Origin of the sequence: Neobacillus sp. 204, assembly GCF_046562815.1 — a bacterium.
Lineage (GTDB): Bacteria > Bacillota > Bacilli > Bacillales > Cytobacillaceae > Neobacillus.
In genome coordinates this window covers 127550-142649 of the sequence record NZ_JBJORY010000003.1, presented here as the reverse complement: position 1 = coordinate 142649, position 15100 = coordinate 127550, and the positions used below count along the sequence as shown (strand labels likewise).

At 39.0% G+C, this 15100-nt stretch carries 16 protein-coding genes; 13 read left to right on the top strand and 3 right to left on the bottom strand.

Annotated features, from left to right (window positions below; genetic code table 11):
* Positions 1-60 precede the first annotated feature (60 nt).
* Together ACJ004_RS07905 and ACJ004_RS07900 are read left to right on the top strand one after the other, a co-directional pair.
* Positions 61-1524, top strand: a complete 1464-nt coding sequence (locus ACJ004_RS07905; RefSeq protein WP_410892319.1) for an amidase family protein — start codon at positions 61-63, stop codon at positions 1522-1524.
* Between the two features lie 56 nt (positions 1525-1580).
* The gene (locus ACJ004_RS07900) at positions 1581-1715 is read left to right on the top strand and encodes a hypothetical protein (protein WP_283877705.1); all 135 of its coding nucleotides are present in this window, start codon (positions 1581-1583) and stop codon (positions 1713-1715) included.
* 61 nt (positions 1716-1776) lie between these two features.
* Here ACJ004_RS07900 and ACJ004_RS07895 read toward each other — a convergent pair whose 3' ends face one another.
* The 3 genes from ACJ004_RS07895 to ACJ004_RS07885 all read right to left on the bottom strand — a co-directional run bounded on the left by ACJ004_RS07895 (position 1777) and on the right by ACJ004_RS07885 (position 4141).
* A complete protein-coding gene (locus ACJ004_RS07895; protein ID WP_410892318.1) occupies positions 1777-3306 on the bottom strand; it encodes an FAD-dependent oxidoreductase in 1530 nt (509 codons plus the stop codon).
* 201 nt (positions 3307-3507) lie between these two features.
* Entirely contained in the window at positions 3508-3654 is a 147-nt protein-coding gene (locus tag ACJ004_RS07890; protein ID WP_410892316.1) for a hypothetical protein, read from the bottom strand.
* A 112-nt stretch (positions 3655-3766) separates the two neighbouring features.
* Positions 3767-4141 carry a DUF1360 domain-containing protein gene (locus ACJ004_RS07885; protein ID WP_410892315.1) on the bottom strand — a complete coding sequence of 125 codons (375 nt, stop codon included), beginning with the start codon at positions 4139-4141 and terminating at the stop codon, positions 3767-3769.
* 134 nt (positions 4142-4275) lie between these two features.
* Between ACJ004_RS07885 and safA the strand changes: the two genes are divergently transcribed.
* The 11 genes from safA (at position 4276) to ACJ004_RS07830 (ending at position 15066) form a co-directional block, all read left to right on the top strand.
* Entirely contained in the window at positions 4276-4890 is a 615-nt protein-coding gene (safA, locus tag ACJ004_RS07880) for a SafA/ExsA family spore coat assembly protein (RefSeq protein WP_410892314.1), read from the top strand.
* Between the two features lie 151 nt (positions 4891-5041).
* Positions 5042-5386, top strand: a complete 345-nt coding sequence (locus tag ACJ004_RS07875) for a lmo0954 family membrane protein (RefSeq protein ID WP_410892313.1) — start codon at positions 5042-5044, stop codon at positions 5384-5386.
* A 325-nt stretch (positions 5387-5711) separates the two neighbouring features.
* Positions 5712-6356 (top strand): PspA/IM30 family protein, encoded by a 645-nt coding sequence (locus ACJ004_RS07870; protein ID WP_410892312.1) that lies wholly within the window; start codon positions 5712-5714, stop codon positions 6354-6356.
* Positions 6357-6531: 175 nt separating this feature from the next.
* Positions 6532-7266: a cell wall-active antibiotics response protein LiaF gene (gene liaF / locus ACJ004_RS07865; protein ID WP_410892311.1), complete on the top strand. Its 735-nt coding sequence runs from the start codon at positions 6532-6534 to the stop codon at positions 7264-7266.
* On the top strand, positions 7263-8318 hold the full coding sequence (locus tag ACJ004_RS07860) for a sensor histidine kinase (RefSeq protein ID WP_410892310.1): 1056 nt from the start codon (positions 7263-7265) through the stop codon (positions 8316-8318). The genes liaF and ACJ004_RS07860 overlap by 4 nt, the downstream gene beginning before the upstream one ends.
* A complete protein-coding gene (locus ACJ004_RS07855) occupies positions 8311-8943 on the top strand; it encodes a response regulator transcription factor (RefSeq protein ID WP_410892309.1) in 633 nt (210 codons plus the stop codon). The genes ACJ004_RS07860 and ACJ004_RS07855 overlap by 8 nt, the downstream gene beginning before the upstream one ends.
* Before the next feature lie 137 nt (positions 8944-9080).
* Complete coding sequence (gene efeO / locus ACJ004_RS07850) at positions 9081-9932, top strand: iron uptake system protein EfeO (RefSeq protein ID WP_410892307.1); 852 nt, start codon at positions 9081-9083, stop codon at positions 9930-9932.
* Positions 9933-11225 (top strand): iron uptake transporter deferrochelatase/peroxidase subunit, encoded by a 1293-nt coding sequence (gene efeB / locus ACJ004_RS07845; protein ID WP_410892306.1) that lies wholly within the window; start codon positions 9933-9935, stop codon positions 11223-11225. It begins immediately after the preceding gene.
* 30 nt (positions 11226-11255) lie between these two features.
* Positions 11256-13010 carry an FTR1 family iron permease gene (locus ACJ004_RS07840; protein WP_410892304.1) on the top strand — a complete coding sequence of 585 codons (1755 nt, stop codon included), beginning with the start codon at positions 11256-11258 and terminating at the stop codon, positions 13008-13010.
* A gap of 107 nt (positions 13011-13117) precedes the next feature.
* A complete protein-coding gene (locus tag ACJ004_RS07835; RefSeq protein ID WP_410892303.1) occupies positions 13118-14452 on the top strand; it encodes a polysaccharide biosynthesis protein in 1335 nt (444 codons plus the stop codon).
* Positions 14453-14547: 95 nt separating this feature from the next.
* Positions 14548-15066 carry an RNA polymerase sigma factor gene (locus ACJ004_RS07830; RefSeq protein WP_410892301.1) on the top strand — a complete coding sequence of 173 codons (519 nt, stop codon included), beginning with the start codon at positions 14548-14550 and terminating at the stop codon, positions 15064-15066.
* Positions 15067-15100 lie beyond the last annotated feature (34 nt).

Sequence of the window (15100 nt, the reverse complement as noted above, 5' to 3'; positions counted from 1 at the left end):
ATGTGGAAAGGGATTTCAATCTTAGTTCTTGAATAGTAAAGGAGAACGGAGGGAAAACACATGGAAGATCCGAAATTAATAAAAAATGGATGGCTTGAAGAAGCCACCATCAGACAAATTCAAGATAAGTTTGAGAATGGTGAGCTAACAGCGAAAGAGCTCGTTTTAATGTACTTACATAGGATCGCGGTTTATGACCGCCATTTGCATTCTATTCTTGAAATAAATCCAGATGCATTACAGATAGCTGAAGGACTTGACGCTGAACGAAAAGAAACCGGCCCGCGCAGTCGATTGCACGGAATACCAATTTTAATAAAAGATAACATTGATACTCATGATAAAATGCATACAAGTGCTGGATCCCTGGCCTTAAAAAATTCAATTGCCCTCCATGATTCATTTGTAGCAGAACAATTACGGAAGGCCGGGGCTGTCATTTTCGGGAAGACAAATATGACAGAATGGGCGAATTTCATGGCTATCGGGATGAAAAGCGGCTATAGTTCACGAGGTGGTCAGGTATTAAATCCATATGGACCAGGCGAGTTTGATGTGGGTGGGTCTAGCTCAGGCTCAGGAGCAGCCGTTGCAGCTAACCTCGCGACAGTGGCAGTCGGAACTGAAACATCTGGGTCCATCTTAAATCCTGCCTGTCAAAACTCTTTGGTGGGAATCAAACCGACAGTTGGCCTTATCAGCAGACGAGGGATTATCCCAATCGCACACACCCAGGACACAGCAGGGCCGATGGCTAGAACTGTGGAGGATGCTGCAAACCTTTTAACCGCACTTTGTGGAAGAGACCAGACAGATCCCATCACCCAAACAAATCCACATGGGAAGAAAGACTTTTCCGAGCACCTTTTGTCAGAGGGGCTTAAGGGGAAAAGAATTGGCTTGGCCCTTGAAGGTTTTATCGAGTTAATAAGTGAAGAGAAACAAAAGGTAATTCATGCAGCTGTTGAGTTTATAAAATCATCAGGTGCATTGGTGATCGATGCCATTGAAATTCCTTCTGCAAAGGCAAATTGGAAGTATGATGTTTTAACTTATGAATTTAAACCTGACCTAAATGCGTATTTAAACAGTCTCCATCCATCGATTTCAATAAGAAATTTAACAGACCTCATTGAGTTTAATAAGAACAATGAAGAGAAAATGCTCAAGTACGGCCAGGCAGTCCTGATTGAGTCCGATGAAACGAGTGGATCGTTAATAGAAGCAGCTTATGTTGAAGCATTAGAATTCGACCTTTATCATTCGAAAAAGCAGGGGATTGATTTTGCTTTGGAAAAATACAATTTAGATGCGATTTTTTTCCCATGTGAGGAAGGCTCTCATATCAGCGCGAAAGCGGGTTATCCAACTATTGCTGTTCCGGCTGGCTATACGACAGAAGGGGAGCCAGTTGGAGTCACTTTTGCAGGAACGGCCTATAGCGAGCCTCTCTTAATAGAGGTCGCATATGCTTTTGAGCAAATGACTAAGTTTAGAAAAGCACCTGTCCTTGAAAAAGAATAAGACTAAATCTTTTCACTCATACTATCAATGTATTTCTCAAAAAGGAGCTGGTAGGTATGGGAAGACAGAAGCTAGGAAATCAAAATGCTCAACGAAATAATAATCGCAAAAAGCCAATGAGAGATAGTGAAGAACTGGTTGAATTTACAACTGGTGAAGGAATAAAACACAATCGACCAAATAGTAAATAATAATGTGCGCCTCCTTTTTGAGTAAGGAGGCGCTTTTTTAGCTTGTTATCCCTCACGAAGCTCACTCTTCAGCCAATAATTTTAGCGCTTTCTTAGCCGGGCCCTCAATCACATCGCCTGAATAGGCATACCGTGAACCATGGCATGGACAATCCCATGTTTTTTCCGCATGGTTCCATTCGCATTCGCAGCCGAGATGGGTGCAGGTGGTGTCAACGATATAAAGTTTACCGTTCTCGTCTTTATAGGCACCTGCTCTCTTCCCGTTATACATTACAACAGAACCTTCCCCATCCGTAAGATCATCCGGGTCCCCCGGAACAATTTCAAGCTTGCCTTTAATGAGATGTTTGGCAACATCCACATTGGTACTGACAATGCTTTTTAAATCTGGATCGGCATGAAACCGTGACGGTGAATAGAGTTCTTTGTATGGATTATCATTGTTTAGCACATAATCGGCTAATAAACGGCCGGCCATGGTTCCTGTTGTCATGCCCCATTTTTTAAAGCCTGTAGCCACTAAAATATGCTCCCGCTCAGAAGTAATCGGACCGATATATGGGAGCTTGTCCAGTGTAACTAAATCCTGTGCAGACCAGCGGTAATCATATTCCTTAATCCCAAAAACTTCCTCGGCAAACGCTTCAAGTGCTTCAAAATGCGCAATTGTATCAACGCCCTGACCGGTTTTATGGTTATCACCGCCAATTATTATCAGCTTTTCGCCATTAATCGGTGTATATCGAATCGAACGGGTTGGACTGTCTGCACTAATATACATGCCGCCAGGGTAATCTTTGTCTGTCTTAATTCCAATAGCATAGGAGCGATCAGCATACATACGCGCAAAATAAAGACCTGGCAAATCATAAAATGGAAAATGAGACGCAATGATCACTTGATTACAAGTCACTTTGAAACCAGATTTTGTAAGTATCGTTGGCTGGGAGTCATTGTTTTCAATGTCGGTAGCAGTTGTATTTTCAAACACCACACAGCCCGCTTTCACAGCGTCCTCCAACAATACTTTTAAATATTTAAGCGGATGAAACTGGGCCTGATTTCGCATCATCAAGGCAGCCTTCACTTCAATATCAAATGGGATCGTATCCTTTAATGCACCATCAATATCAAGTTGTTTATAGGCTTCCCACTCCGTTACCAGCTTTTCTTTATATTCATCAGTGACCGCGTAAATATAAGCATCCTCTTTACTAAAATCACAATCGATTCCTTTTTCCTTCACATTACTTTCAACAAATTGAATGGCATTCATATGTGATTCGAAATAAAGTCTAGCCTTTTCCTCCCCAAAATGGTTAATAAATTCATCATAAATTAAACTATGTTGGGCTGTTAGCTTTGCCGTTGTATGACCAGTGGTGCCGTTTAAAACATTTCCGGCTTCTAATATGGCAACCTTTACCCCTTCCTTCGAGAGTAAATAGGCAGCAGTAATCCCGGTAATACCTGCTCCGACAATCGCGACGTCGACGGATAGATCTTCGGTTAATTTCTTAAAAGAGGGTAATTCTATTTCACGCCAATACGTTTTTGGAAATTGTGGAATTTTCTCAGATGAACTCATTTGTACTCCTCCAGCTTAAAAAAATGACATCATAATTAATTTTTCCAAAAGTGCTAAAATAAATGTAAAAAAAGGAAAGATTTCCTTAAAGTAAAAAGAACCTTGCTTATACAAGGTCCTGTTAAGATACAACACATGATTTAAAAGATTCAAAATTTAATGCGGCTGCATGACAAAGCTGTAAACCCAGCCTTCATTGATTCATTCCTCTTTATCAATTTTCAATGGATCAATACGGGTAGAGTCTTCTGTATTTAAGGAGCTTCTAAGAAAATAAAAATAGGTTCCTCCTATACAACCAAGAAATATGACAAAACCAATCGTTGTGACCCACCAAATGGCAGCCATTGTATTCCCCCTTTGTTTAGCTTAAGTGATTCAAGTTTTAAGCTTTTCTAAAATATATGCATCAGGGGGGAGGATTTTTCCAATGAATCACTGTGTGAAATAGACTATTTTGTTAGTCTTTTTTCTTAAGTGCGGCATAATAGTCGACTTTTTTAATATTGACGCCGACAAAGGTTTCAATAATGCATTGGCCGCCGGCAATCGATAAAATTAAAATAACCACAAAGGTAATGCGCGGAAAGAGCAAATAGGCTCCCCCAAGTAAGATGGCGCTCCAAACACCTGCACACCAATAACATTTTAACAAATAACCAACCAACGATGTCGGTACTTCCTTGGTTTCCACTCCATCTTCTGTTTCTACCTTAATTTTTTTAACAAAAGGTTTACGGATAAATTCTGTAATTTTATCAAAGACAATTAAATGGGTTAAACGATAGCTCGCTAAAATTAACATAAGATAGGTCATCCATGAAATCTCTTTCACCTTTCAAACCTCCAAAAAAATCTGCATTGATGGGCATCAAATTTCAAATTTCTCAAAGCAATAATTTTAATTTTTTAATCCATTGTATATTTTGAGCCTGAAATCAAAATTATATATTCGGAGGAGGCGAAAAAATGAAAAAATCTTTTTGGTTTAGTTTTCTGTTTTTATTGTCACTATTTTGTATTCCAAGTGTATCTTTTGCCCAGCAAATCTACACCGTACAGCCGGGTGACTCGCTTTGGAAAATCGCAGTTAGGTATCAAGTTGGAATATCCGAAATTATTTCAGCAAACCGCCAATTTTCGAACCCAAATTTAATCTATCCAGGTCAAAAGGTAACCATTCCAAGTTTCGATGCAGTTAAAAGCATTGAAAACCAAGTAATTCAGTTAACCAATCAGGAGCGCGCCAAAAATGGATTAAAGGCATTAACACCAGATTGGGAATTGTCAAGGGTCGCTCGCTATAAAGCCAATGATATGAGGGATAAACATTATTTCAGTCACACAAGTCCAACATATGGCAGTCCATTTGCCATGATGAAAAGCTTTGGGATTTCTTATCGTTCAGCAGCTGAAAACATTGCAGCAGGGCAAACTACGCCGGCTTCAGTTGTTCAAGCTTGGATGAATAGCTCCGGTCACAGGGCAAATATTTTAAGTACGAGATCTACTTATATTGGGGTTGGCTACGCCCAAGGTGGTTCATCAAGACACTATTGGGTCCAGATGTTTATATCTAAATAAGGAATAGAAGGGTCAGTATCTTAAGCATTTTGCTTAGGTACTGGCCTTTTCTACGTCTTAGGACTGATATAAAAATCAAGCTGAAGCGCAATTATGACAAACAAAGAAAAGAGGTAAGATGATATCAAGATAAAGAAAGGAGAAAAACAAAATGAAAAAATTTGGTTTACTGTTAGCTGGAGGAATTGCAGCAGTCATCCTGTTTTCAACAATCGGTCCAATGTTGGGGTTATTCATTAGCTTAGTCCTCCTCTACTTCATATTCAAACAGTTCTTAAGAGCTAAATCTACAGGAGGAAAAATTGGGCTTGGAGTGATCGGCTTCATCGTTCTTATCGCTTCCATTCATAACGCCCCAGCCATCATTGGAGTAGCGGCAGCCTATGTGTTATATCTCGTGTATAAAAAATGGAACCAGAAAAAGTACACAGTTGTAAAGGAAGAATCTGATCCATTTGTTAATTTTGAAAAACAGTGGAATGAATTGAAAAATTAGAAGCTGTTTGGTTCTTCCGACAAATGTGTAATAAGATTCTGAAAATACGTAGTCAGTGGTTAAAAAAGTGTAATAAGGACTGAAGATTGAGAGAGTTTCTAATTAATATCCAGGGAATGTCGTAAGTTCCGAAAAAGATGTAATAAGTATTCGAAAATACGTAGTAAGTGTCCGAAAACATGTAGTAAATTTCCAAAATGCGTAATAAGAATTTGAAGATTGGAAGAATTTCCAATTAATACCCAGGAAGTGTCGTAATTTATGGCAATTTCGAGTGAAAATATAATCCGAAAATTGAAAAATAAATTAAAAGGAGAGAATAAACATGACAAACTTATTTACAAGAATTAAAAACACGATTACTGCAGATTTACACGAGGCACTAGATCAAAAAGATAAACAAAATCCAATTGCGTTATTAAATCAATACCTGCGCCAGTGTGAGCAAGAAACTGAGAAAGTTAGAAAGCTAGTAGAACGTCAATACACACTGAAAGATGAATTTACAAGAGAATATCAACAAGCCGCCCAATTAGCTGAAAAACGTAAGTACCAAGCTGAAATTGCAGCTCAGGCAGGCGAAACAGAGCTTAATCAGTTTGCTGCAGCAGAACATCAGCAATACTCGGAGCGTGCCGCCCGCTTAAGTGCATCACTTGAACAAGTAAAAGGGCAGCTTGCAGACTTAGAAAGAAAATATGAAGAAATGAAGCACAAAATCAAAGACATGCACTTGAGAAGAATGGAATTAATGGGTCGTGAAAATGTGACACGAGCAAATCATCAAATAAATCAGGTGCTTGATTCTAATTCTTATTCTGACCAATCCTACTCGAAGTTTAAAGAGATTGAAAACTATCTAGACCGTTTAGAGCATCAAGTGAATAGTTCGTTTTATCGGAATACGATTGATGCTCGGATCGCACAGTTAGAAAAAGATATGAAATTGGAAGAAAGCAAGTCCATTTAATATCAAATATGGTAGACTAATTAAAAAGAGTAAATTCGCCTTTGGAACCAAGATAGCAGGTTCCAAAGGGATTTTTCGCTCAAGTTAGAAGACTAAAGGCGTAGGCTTTCTGCGCCTTTTGACCATAATTTAAAACATATGAATGAGCCAGATGTTTAAAAAGGGAGGGTGGGCCATGTTTAAAAATACGAAAAATGATTATTTAGGCTGGATGTTTTTCATCGGTATGATTATTCTAGTCATGGAAATCTTATTTTTTAACAGTGGGCTTATTTTTTCCCTTATAATCTCTGGCGGCATGATTTTTCTTGGCCGCAAGCGAGCTGGGAAAAAGATGGGGAAGATTCTTTTTATCGGCGGGATCATCTTTTTTGTCCTTAGTATCCTCCATATGATGACGTTTAAGTTCTTGTTGCTCGCCATTTTATTGCACTTTTTTATTCAATTTATTAATTCAAAAAAGCATCCAAAGAAGATTACACCTGAAATCAACCAAGCGGAAGAACCCTCTCAACAAGAAACAATGATTCGAACAGAACCTTTATTTGAAAATATTGTCCTTGGTCAGCAAAAGACCCCTATGGGTGCCTATAAATGGAATGATGTAAACATCCAGGCAGGAATTGGTGATACCATCATTGACCTTAGTTTTACAATGCTGCCAAAAGGTGAAACAGTTATCTTCATTCGAAATCTGATCGGGAATATTCAAATTCTTGTTCCTTATGATATTGAAGTGAGTATCCAGCATTCTTGTATAGTCGGTTCAACCACAGTTTTCGAACATCATGATTCGAAACTTTTCAATCGAGTTTTACATTTAAAAACACCTGGATATGAGACCGCTGAGCACAAGGTGAAAATATTTACCTCGCTCGTTGTCGGAAATTTAGAGGTGAGCCGGATATGAGCACAACCCAGCGTCAAATATTCTGGAGTGTCGGCTTCTCCTTTTTAATTTCAATTATTGTCGGTGCTATTTTTATTTCCGTTTACCCATTAGGAAGTTGGGCTGAATTGTGGAATAAACATTTCATGAATATTCCCTTTGTTATATTTATCCCTGCCTTTAGTATTGCCGTCGGAATCCTTTTAGGTGCGGTCTCTGGGATGTATTGGAGAAAACAGTTTCTAACGGTTGAACACTCCTTGCATTTATTAGAAGAAGGAAAACAGATAGAAGTTAAGGCGAAACCTGTAATCTCGGAAATGCAACTCATTGCCAACCGAATTGAGAAGATCGGCAAACAGATGTCTGAGCAAGCGAAGCTTTCTCAGCGCTTAGCTACCGAAAAGGTGGAAGACATTGAAGAAAGAATTCAAGAAATCATCGAGCAAGAACGGAACCGTCTGGCCCGTGAACTTCATGATTCGGTCAGTCAGCAATTATTTGCTGCTTCGATGATGATGTCAGCCATCAACGAAACAAAGCAGCACACACCAGTAGAGGATGACCGTGAAGCAAAACAATTGAAATTAGTCGAAGAAATGATCCACCAATCACAGTTGGAAATGCGAGCTCTTCTTTTACATTTACGGCCAGTTGCGTTGAAAAATAAAACACTCCAAGAAGGAATTGAAGAGTTATTAATCGAATTATCACAAAAGGTTGAAATGGATATTAAATGGAAAACGGAGGCCTTTCCTTTAGATAAAGGAGTTGAAGATCATCTTTTCCGTATTCTACAAGAATCCATATCAAATACGTTAAGACATTCGAAAGCAAGCTCGCTCGAAGTTCTGATGGTTAAACGGGATGACCTGGTTATCTTAAGGATTGTTGATGATGGAATTGGTTTTGATGTAAACGAGATGAAAGCAGGTTCCTATGGAATGCAAAATATGCATGAGCGTGCGGTTGAAGTTGGCGGGACGTTAAAAGTGGTTAGTGTAAAAAATCAGGGAACAAGGCTGGAAGTAAAGGTTCCGGTGATGATTAATGGAGATGGTGCCAATGATTAGAGTAGTATTTGTTGATGACCATGAAATGGTGAGAATCGGGGTTTCTTCCTACTTATCAGCCCAGCCAGATATTGAGGTGGTTGGGGAAGCTGACGATGGAAAAAAGGGCGTGGAACTTGCCCTTGAGCTTCGCCCTGATATTATTTTAATGGATTTAGTTATGAAGGAAATGGACGGGATTGAAGCCACACGTCAAATCATTGAACAATGGCCTGAAGCAAAAATCATCATTGTTACCAGTTTCTTGGATGATGAAAAGGTTTATCCAGCACTGGAGGCAGGAGCCACAAGTTACATGCTGAAAACCTCAAAAGCAGGTGAAATTGCCAATGCAGTCCGCGCTACATATCATGGACAATCGGTCCTTGAACCAGAAGTAACCGGAAAAATGATGGTGAAAATGCGTCAAAAAAATACGCACCTGCCACACGAAGACCTCACCTCTCGGGAAATCGAAATATTATTGTTAATGGCAGAAGGAAAAACTAATCAGGACATTGCAGACGAGTTATTTATTGCCCTCAAAACCGTGAAAACCCATGTCAGCAATATTTTGAGCAAGCTCAATGTACAAGACCGAACACAAGCAGTCATTTATGCATTTAAGCATTCGTTAATTAAATAAACCCAGAAGGCTTTCCAAAAAAGGGAAGTCTTTTTTTTTATAAAATTTTAAAAATATAATTGAAAACATTTCTCATTTACTGGTATGATAGTAATGAAAATGATTATCATTATTATAGATACCGGAGGATTACATATATGAAACTATTAAAAGTGTCAGGCACCCTAATTTTATCTAGCAGTTTATTATTTGGATGTTCAAATGATACGGAGAAAACAGCACCAACAGAAAAGGTAAAGGACAAAGCAGTTACAAGCCAGGCATCACTTTCTGGGGTCACAGATGAATACAGGGCATATGCCTTAGGAGAAATTGAAGCATTTGTTAAGGCTACAGAAGCCTTTACTACCGCAGTTAAAAATGGAGATATAGAAGAGGCTAAAGCTCTTTATGGACCAGCACGGATGCATTATGAGCGTGCCGAACCTATTGCGGAAGTGTTTGGCGACCTGGACCCGAAGATTGATGCACGTGAAGGTGATGTTCCGGAAGCGGAATGGGGTGGATACCACCGAATTGAAAAAGGTCTGTGGATTGAAAAAACAACGAAGGGATATGAGCAGTACGCTGAGCAGTTAATGAAAGATGTTAATCTTCTTCGTGCCAAAGTTGATACGGTTGAAGTGACACCTGAATTGTTAATAACCGGTGCTGTTGACCTTTTAAACGAGGTATCAACTTCAAAAGTGACAGGTGAAGAGGATCGTTACTCGCATACAGATTTATATGATTTTGCTGCTAATGTGGAGGGAGCAGAAAAGATTTACCAACTGCTCAATCCGGAATTAAAGAAAAAAGATGAGGCCGTTTCAAAGGAAATAGAAACACGTTTCAATGCTGTTTATAATCTACTAAACCAACATAAAAAGGGCGAAGGCTATACTCTCTATACTGATTTAACAGAAGCACAGGTTAAAGAACTAAGCCAGGCGATTGATGCACTTGCAGAACCACTCTCACAAATAGGACTTGTTACGGAGGCGTCTTAATTGACAAAGAAAACAAACATTATTGATGAATCTTCATCTATCGGAAAAAGGATTTCGAGAAGAGATATTCTTAAAACGGCCGGTGTTGGAGGTGTTGGAGTAATCCTTGGTGCTTCTGGACTTGGCGGATTGCTTTCAATCACAGAGAGCAAAGCGACGACTAATGAGGACCATGATATCGTTCCCTTCTATGGAAAACAGCAGAGTGGGATCACAACCAAAACACAAAGTCATGTGTATTTTGTTTCCTTGGATGTTACCACCTCGAAAAAAGAAGAATTGGTTCAATTGTTTAAGGATTGGACAAAGGCAGCAGCCTTATTATCTGAAGGGAAAGCAGTTGGAGACCTATCGAGTAATGGGTTTCTCCCGCCAAAAGATACTGGGGAGGCCGCGGGGTTATCAGCCTCTAATTTAACTATTACATTTGGTGTTGGTCCTAATCTGTTTGTAAAAGACAATCAAGACAGATTTGGTCTTAAAGCAAAGCAGCCGAAAGAATTAGTTGACCTGCCTAAATTTCCATTGGATGCGTTGGAAGAAGAATGGACAGGAGGCGACCTCTGCATTCAAGCCTGCGCTGATGATTTGCAAGTAGCCTTTCACGCGGTTAGAAATCTGATTCGGCTTGCCAGAGGAAAGGCGATCTTACGCTGGGCGCAAACAGGGTTTCAGCGCACGAAACAAGCAGACCCTAAAAATGAAACGCCAAGGAATTTGTTTGGCTTTAAAGATGGCACAGCCAATCCTGATGTAAACAATGAAGAACAAATGAATAAACAGGTGTGGGTGCAGCCTGGTGATGGACCGAATTGGCTAGTCAACGGAAGTTATCTTGTTGTTCGCCGAATTCAAATGTTTATTGAAGTGTGGGATCGTACAACATTAAAGGACCAAGAAAAAACGTTTGGTCGTTATCGTGAAACTGGTGCACCAATTGGGCAAAAAAAAGAATTTGAAAAACTTGATCTAAAGCAGAAAAATGACAAAGGCGAATATAGCATCCCAGCCGATTCGCATACACGCTTATCCCATGGGGATGGTTCCCAGCAAATTCTGCGTAGGGCATATTCCTATTCGGATGGAATGGATCCGAAAACCGGCAGCTTTGATGCGGGGCTATTGTTCTTATGTTTTCAGCGTACTCCTAGTAAACAATTTATCCCGATACAAAATAGATTAGCCAAGATGGATAAATTAAATGAATATATATCCCATAGAGGAAGTGCCATCTTTGCTTGTTTACCAGGAACGAAATCAGGTGGTTTTATAGGAGAAACGCTATTTAACTAGTGATTTTCCTTTTAAAGAGGAGAGAGAAGCATGCTGCGATTTAAGACAAAAAGTAAATCTATATTAATACTAATGATGTTTTTTGTTCTTTTCCAAACAGTTCATCCAGTTAAAGCGGAAGTGAATCTTGATGAGTTGTTTGTTCTTATTGGCGATAGTCTAATGAAAGCCAAGGATGGAGACCAATCAACAGTTTCAGGGAATATGGAACAGTTGGCAAAAGAATGGACATCGATTAAGAAAGCCGATAGTAATCAAGCAAAAAAGGTTGATCAGGAGCTTCAAGAGGTTCAGAGTTTACTAGTTAAAGGAAAAATTGAACCAGACGCTCTTTCAAAAAACCTGTCATCGCTGTCAAGTGCGCTAGTTCTCTATGACAAAGAACAAAATCCACAAGACAAAGAAAAAGGGAAAGAGCAAGTAAAGCAGTTGGTTCCTCAAATCGCCACATTCAGGAAATCAATTGAGGATGGGAATCAAACGGTATTGAAGGTACAATATCAAACTCTATTAAATAAATGGAATGCCTCGGAAAAAATTGTCCATGATGAGAGTATTGCAGCTTACGGCAGTATCGAAAAATACATGGCTTTAATTCGTATTGCGATAACCCAGAATCCTGCTGATTTAGATAAGGCCAAAACAAATATTGATAAGCTATCCAGTGAAGTGGAAAATTTCCTGGCCGGTAAGGTATCTAAACAGGTTGAAGGTGATTATTCACTGTCGGATCTTACTGCACTGTTGAGTAAGGCAGAGACACAGATTTCAAAAGAAAACTATAAGAGTGCGACAGATCAATTAAATGAAATCTTAAACATTTGGCCAATGGTCGAAGGAGATGTACAGACAAGAGACAGTAAACTGTATAGTGATCTTGAAACAAAAGTACCTACAGCTATTAGTTTATTAAGTTCTGCAAAAGTCGATGGTCCAAAAGCACTGGAGATTGTCAAGGAATTAAAATCGCGTCTCGAACCGTTAATTAGTAAAACGGATTATTCTTTATGGGATGCGGCATTAATTTTGTTACGTGAAGGGTTAGAAGGGTTACTAATCGTGGCTACATTGCTCGCCTTTCTAAAGAAAATGGGTCAGGGAGCGAAACAGAAATGGATTTGGGCTGGTGTGGGCGCAGGTATCCTAGCAAGTGCGGTCCTTGCCATCATTATTAATATTGTCTTTTCACGCATCGTTGCTGCTTCCAGCCGAGAATATATTGAGGGAATTACTGGAGTTGTCGCTGTTATTATGATGTTAACAGTTGGGGCATGGCTCCATAATAAATCCAGTATTGGGAACTGGAATAAATATATCAATCAACAAATGGAGCAAGCGATTGCCAGAGGAAGTCTTATTTCATTTGCTTTTATAAGTTTTCTGTCCGTTTTCCGCGAAGGGGCCGAAACCATCATATTTTATACAGGAATCACTCCTTATATAAGTATGCAGCAGCTGGTTTTGGGTGTGATCCTTGCTGTAGCAATTCTAGTCATTGTTGGGTTTGCAATTATTTATTACAGTGTAAAAATACCAATCCGCTTTTTCTTTAAGGCTGCGACCATTCTAATCTATTTCTTAGCCTTTAAAATTCTTGGTATTAGTATCCATGCTTTGCAGATTTCAGACGTATTGTCGACAAGCACCGTCCAACAGCTTCCGTTTATTGAATGGATTGGACTATATCCAACTTGGGAAACAACGATTACCCAGTTATTATTAGTCATCGTTATTGTTGGTTTATCATGGATGATCAAAAAAAGAACAGTAATCACAAGCGTTTAAAAAGGGCATCGTGCCCTTTTTTTCGTTCCCCTAAAAATTTTCCCCTACTAATCAAAGAACTTGTCTCATAAGTTTATAAAAGTGAGATTAGTATGGAGGAGAAAAAATTGGCTATTTACTATAAGGGAATATTCTTTTTAACAGCATCTGCATTTTTAGGAGAAGGTATCGAATTCGTGGTAAATATGATCCTTGCAAGAGAGCTGGGAACGCATGGATTAGGACTTTATATGTCTATCCTGCCTTCGATATTTTTCATTGTTTTGTTAGCGAGCTTTGAACTGCCCGTTTCCATCTCAAAGTTTATTGCTGAAAAAGAGGAGCGGTATCATCGAAATATCCTCTATCATGCGATGACGATTACAATTATTTTCACAAGTATTTTATTTTTATTAGCCACAATCATTCTGCCATTTATTCCAGTGTTCAATGCGTATCATCCTTATGTACGTTGGATTGTCATGATTCTTATTCCAGTGATTTCGTTTACATCTGTTGCCAGGGGCTATTTTATGGGGATGCAAAATATGGGGAAAATTGCCATTTCTAATTTTCTAAGGAAAACTGTTCAACTAGCTGGATTGTTTTTCTTGTTCCGCTTTTTTACTTTCAATGGTGAACAGTCTTTGTTAATAGCCTTATGCACGTTAATAGGAAGCGAAATTATTGTATTCGTGTATTTAGTTTATATGTTTATTATCCAATTCCAACATTTAAAAAGACACCCCTTTTCTAATATGAATCGGAAAGTAGTCCGAAAAAATCTAATGGCCGTGTCGATTCCAACAACTGGGCTGCGCTTGTTTTCGGCCTTTACCGGTGCCATTCAACCGTTCATCATAAAGGGGGCTTTGGTCCGTTCAGGGATGGCGGAGGGTATGGCAACGGAGCAATTTGGAATGCTGATGGGAGTTGCGATGTCCATTGGCTTTTTTCCAGCGTTTATTGCACATTCCTTAATGGTCGTACTCATTCCTGCTGTATCCAAGACTCATTCACAGAAGGATTATTCCAGCCTGCAAAAAATGCTGCAGCAGGTGATGAAATTAACGTTTGTTTATGGTGTGATTGCGGTAACTTTCTTCTATTTCTTTGCCCCAGAACTGACTTCTCTTTTCTTTAAATCGGACACATCAGCCGTTTTTTTACAAATGCTTTGGCCGTTTTTCTTATTTCATTTTTTCATCATGCCAATGCAGGCCATTTTGATCGGCCTAAATATGATCAAAGAAGCTTTTTTCCATATCACCTGGTCGATTATTATCTCCTATGCGTTAATTCTGTTGCTAGGTTCTCGGCCAGAATGGAGAATGAACGGGATTATTATTGGAATGAATACAAGTGCAGTGTTGTTAGCACTTATGCATTATTTAGCGATTTGTAAGAAAATCGGCGTCAGTATTTTCATGAAAGGTTTTATTCAAAATCCAACTGAACGATAAACTTTGAAAAATTTACTTCGGAACTGTAGGGGATGATGCCGTCCTTTCCGTCTAATAGAATGTAGATCATTTTAAGGACAGAAAGGACGGTTCACATGCTTGCAGGAATTGCCCCATCATTTGAAGAAGTAGTAATGGAACATGGAAGAGCCATTTATAAATATATTTTATCATTAGTGAAGCATAAAGAACTTGCCGAGGACATCTATCAGGAGGTATTACTCTCTGCCTATTTAGCATATCCTTCAATAAAGGAGCAATCCAAATATAAAGGATGGCTTTTTACGATTGCTATTAATAAATGTCGTGATTATTGGCGGAAAGAAAATAAGTCGAAGCAATTTTGGAGGGAAGAGGTTTATTCCTATTCAGCCTCATTCGAGCCAACCGTAATACCAGAAGAGGAAGTTTTACATAAATTTTCTGCCGAACAAATGGCTGAAAAGGTTAACTTATTACCGGAAATCTATAGATATCCTATTTATCTATATTACTACCAAGATTTTTCTCTGGTTGAAATTGCAAAAAAAAGTAATCTTCCAATGTCGACAGTAAAAACAAGGATGAGAAGGGCAAGGGAAAGACTCCGGCCAAAAATGCAGTCACTCGCATAATCATACCAGTAAAAAATATTATTTGAGAAGGTGA

Coding starts and splice junctions, on each gene's coding strand:
- efeO (WP_410892307.1), top strand. CDS start 9,081: ATGAAACTATTAAAAGTGTCAGGCACCCTAATTTTATCTAGCAGTTTA.
- safA (WP_410892314.1), top strand. CDS start 4,276: ATGAAAAAATCTTTTTGGTTTAGTTTTCTGTTTTTATTGTCACTATTT.
- ACJ004_RS07830 (WP_410892301.1), top strand. CDS start 14,548: ATGCTTGCAGGAATTGCCCCATCATTTGAAGAAGTAGTAATGGAACAT.
- ACJ004_RS07890 (WP_410892316.1), bottom strand. CDS start 3,654: ATGGCTGCCATTTGGTGGGTCACAACGATTGGTTTTGTCATATTTCTT.
- ACJ004_RS07895 (WP_410892318.1), bottom strand. CDS start 3,306: ATGAGTTCATCTGAGAAAATTCCACAATTTCCAAAAACGTATTGGCGT.
- ACJ004_RS07900 (WP_283877705.1), top strand. CDS start 1,581: ATGGGAAGACAGAAGCTAGGAAATCAAAATGCTCAACGAAATAATAAT.
- ACJ004_RS07840 (WP_410892304.1), top strand. CDS start 11,256: ATGCTGCGATTTAAGACAAAAAGTAAATCTATATTAATACTAATGATG.
- ACJ004_RS07855 (WP_410892309.1), top strand. CDS start 8,311: ATGATTAGAGTAGTATTTGTTGATGACCATGAAATGGTGAGAATCGGG.
- ACJ004_RS07875 (WP_410892313.1), top strand. CDS start 5,042: ATGAAAAAATTTGGTTTACTGTTAGCTGGAGGAATTGCAGCAGTCATC.
- ACJ004_RS07870 (WP_410892312.1), top strand. CDS start 5,712: ATGACAAACTTATTTACAAGAATTAAAAACACGATTACTGCAGATTTA.
- liaF (WP_410892311.1), top strand. CDS start 6,532: ATGTTTAAAAATACGAAAAATGATTATTTAGGCTGGATGTTTTTCATC.
- ACJ004_RS07860 (WP_410892310.1), top strand. CDS start 7,263: ATGAGCACAACCCAGCGTCAAATATTCTGGAGTGTCGGCTTCTCCTTT.
- ACJ004_RS07905 (WP_410892319.1), top strand. CDS start 61: ATGGAAGATCCGAAATTAATAAAAAATGGATGGCTTGAAGAAGCCACC.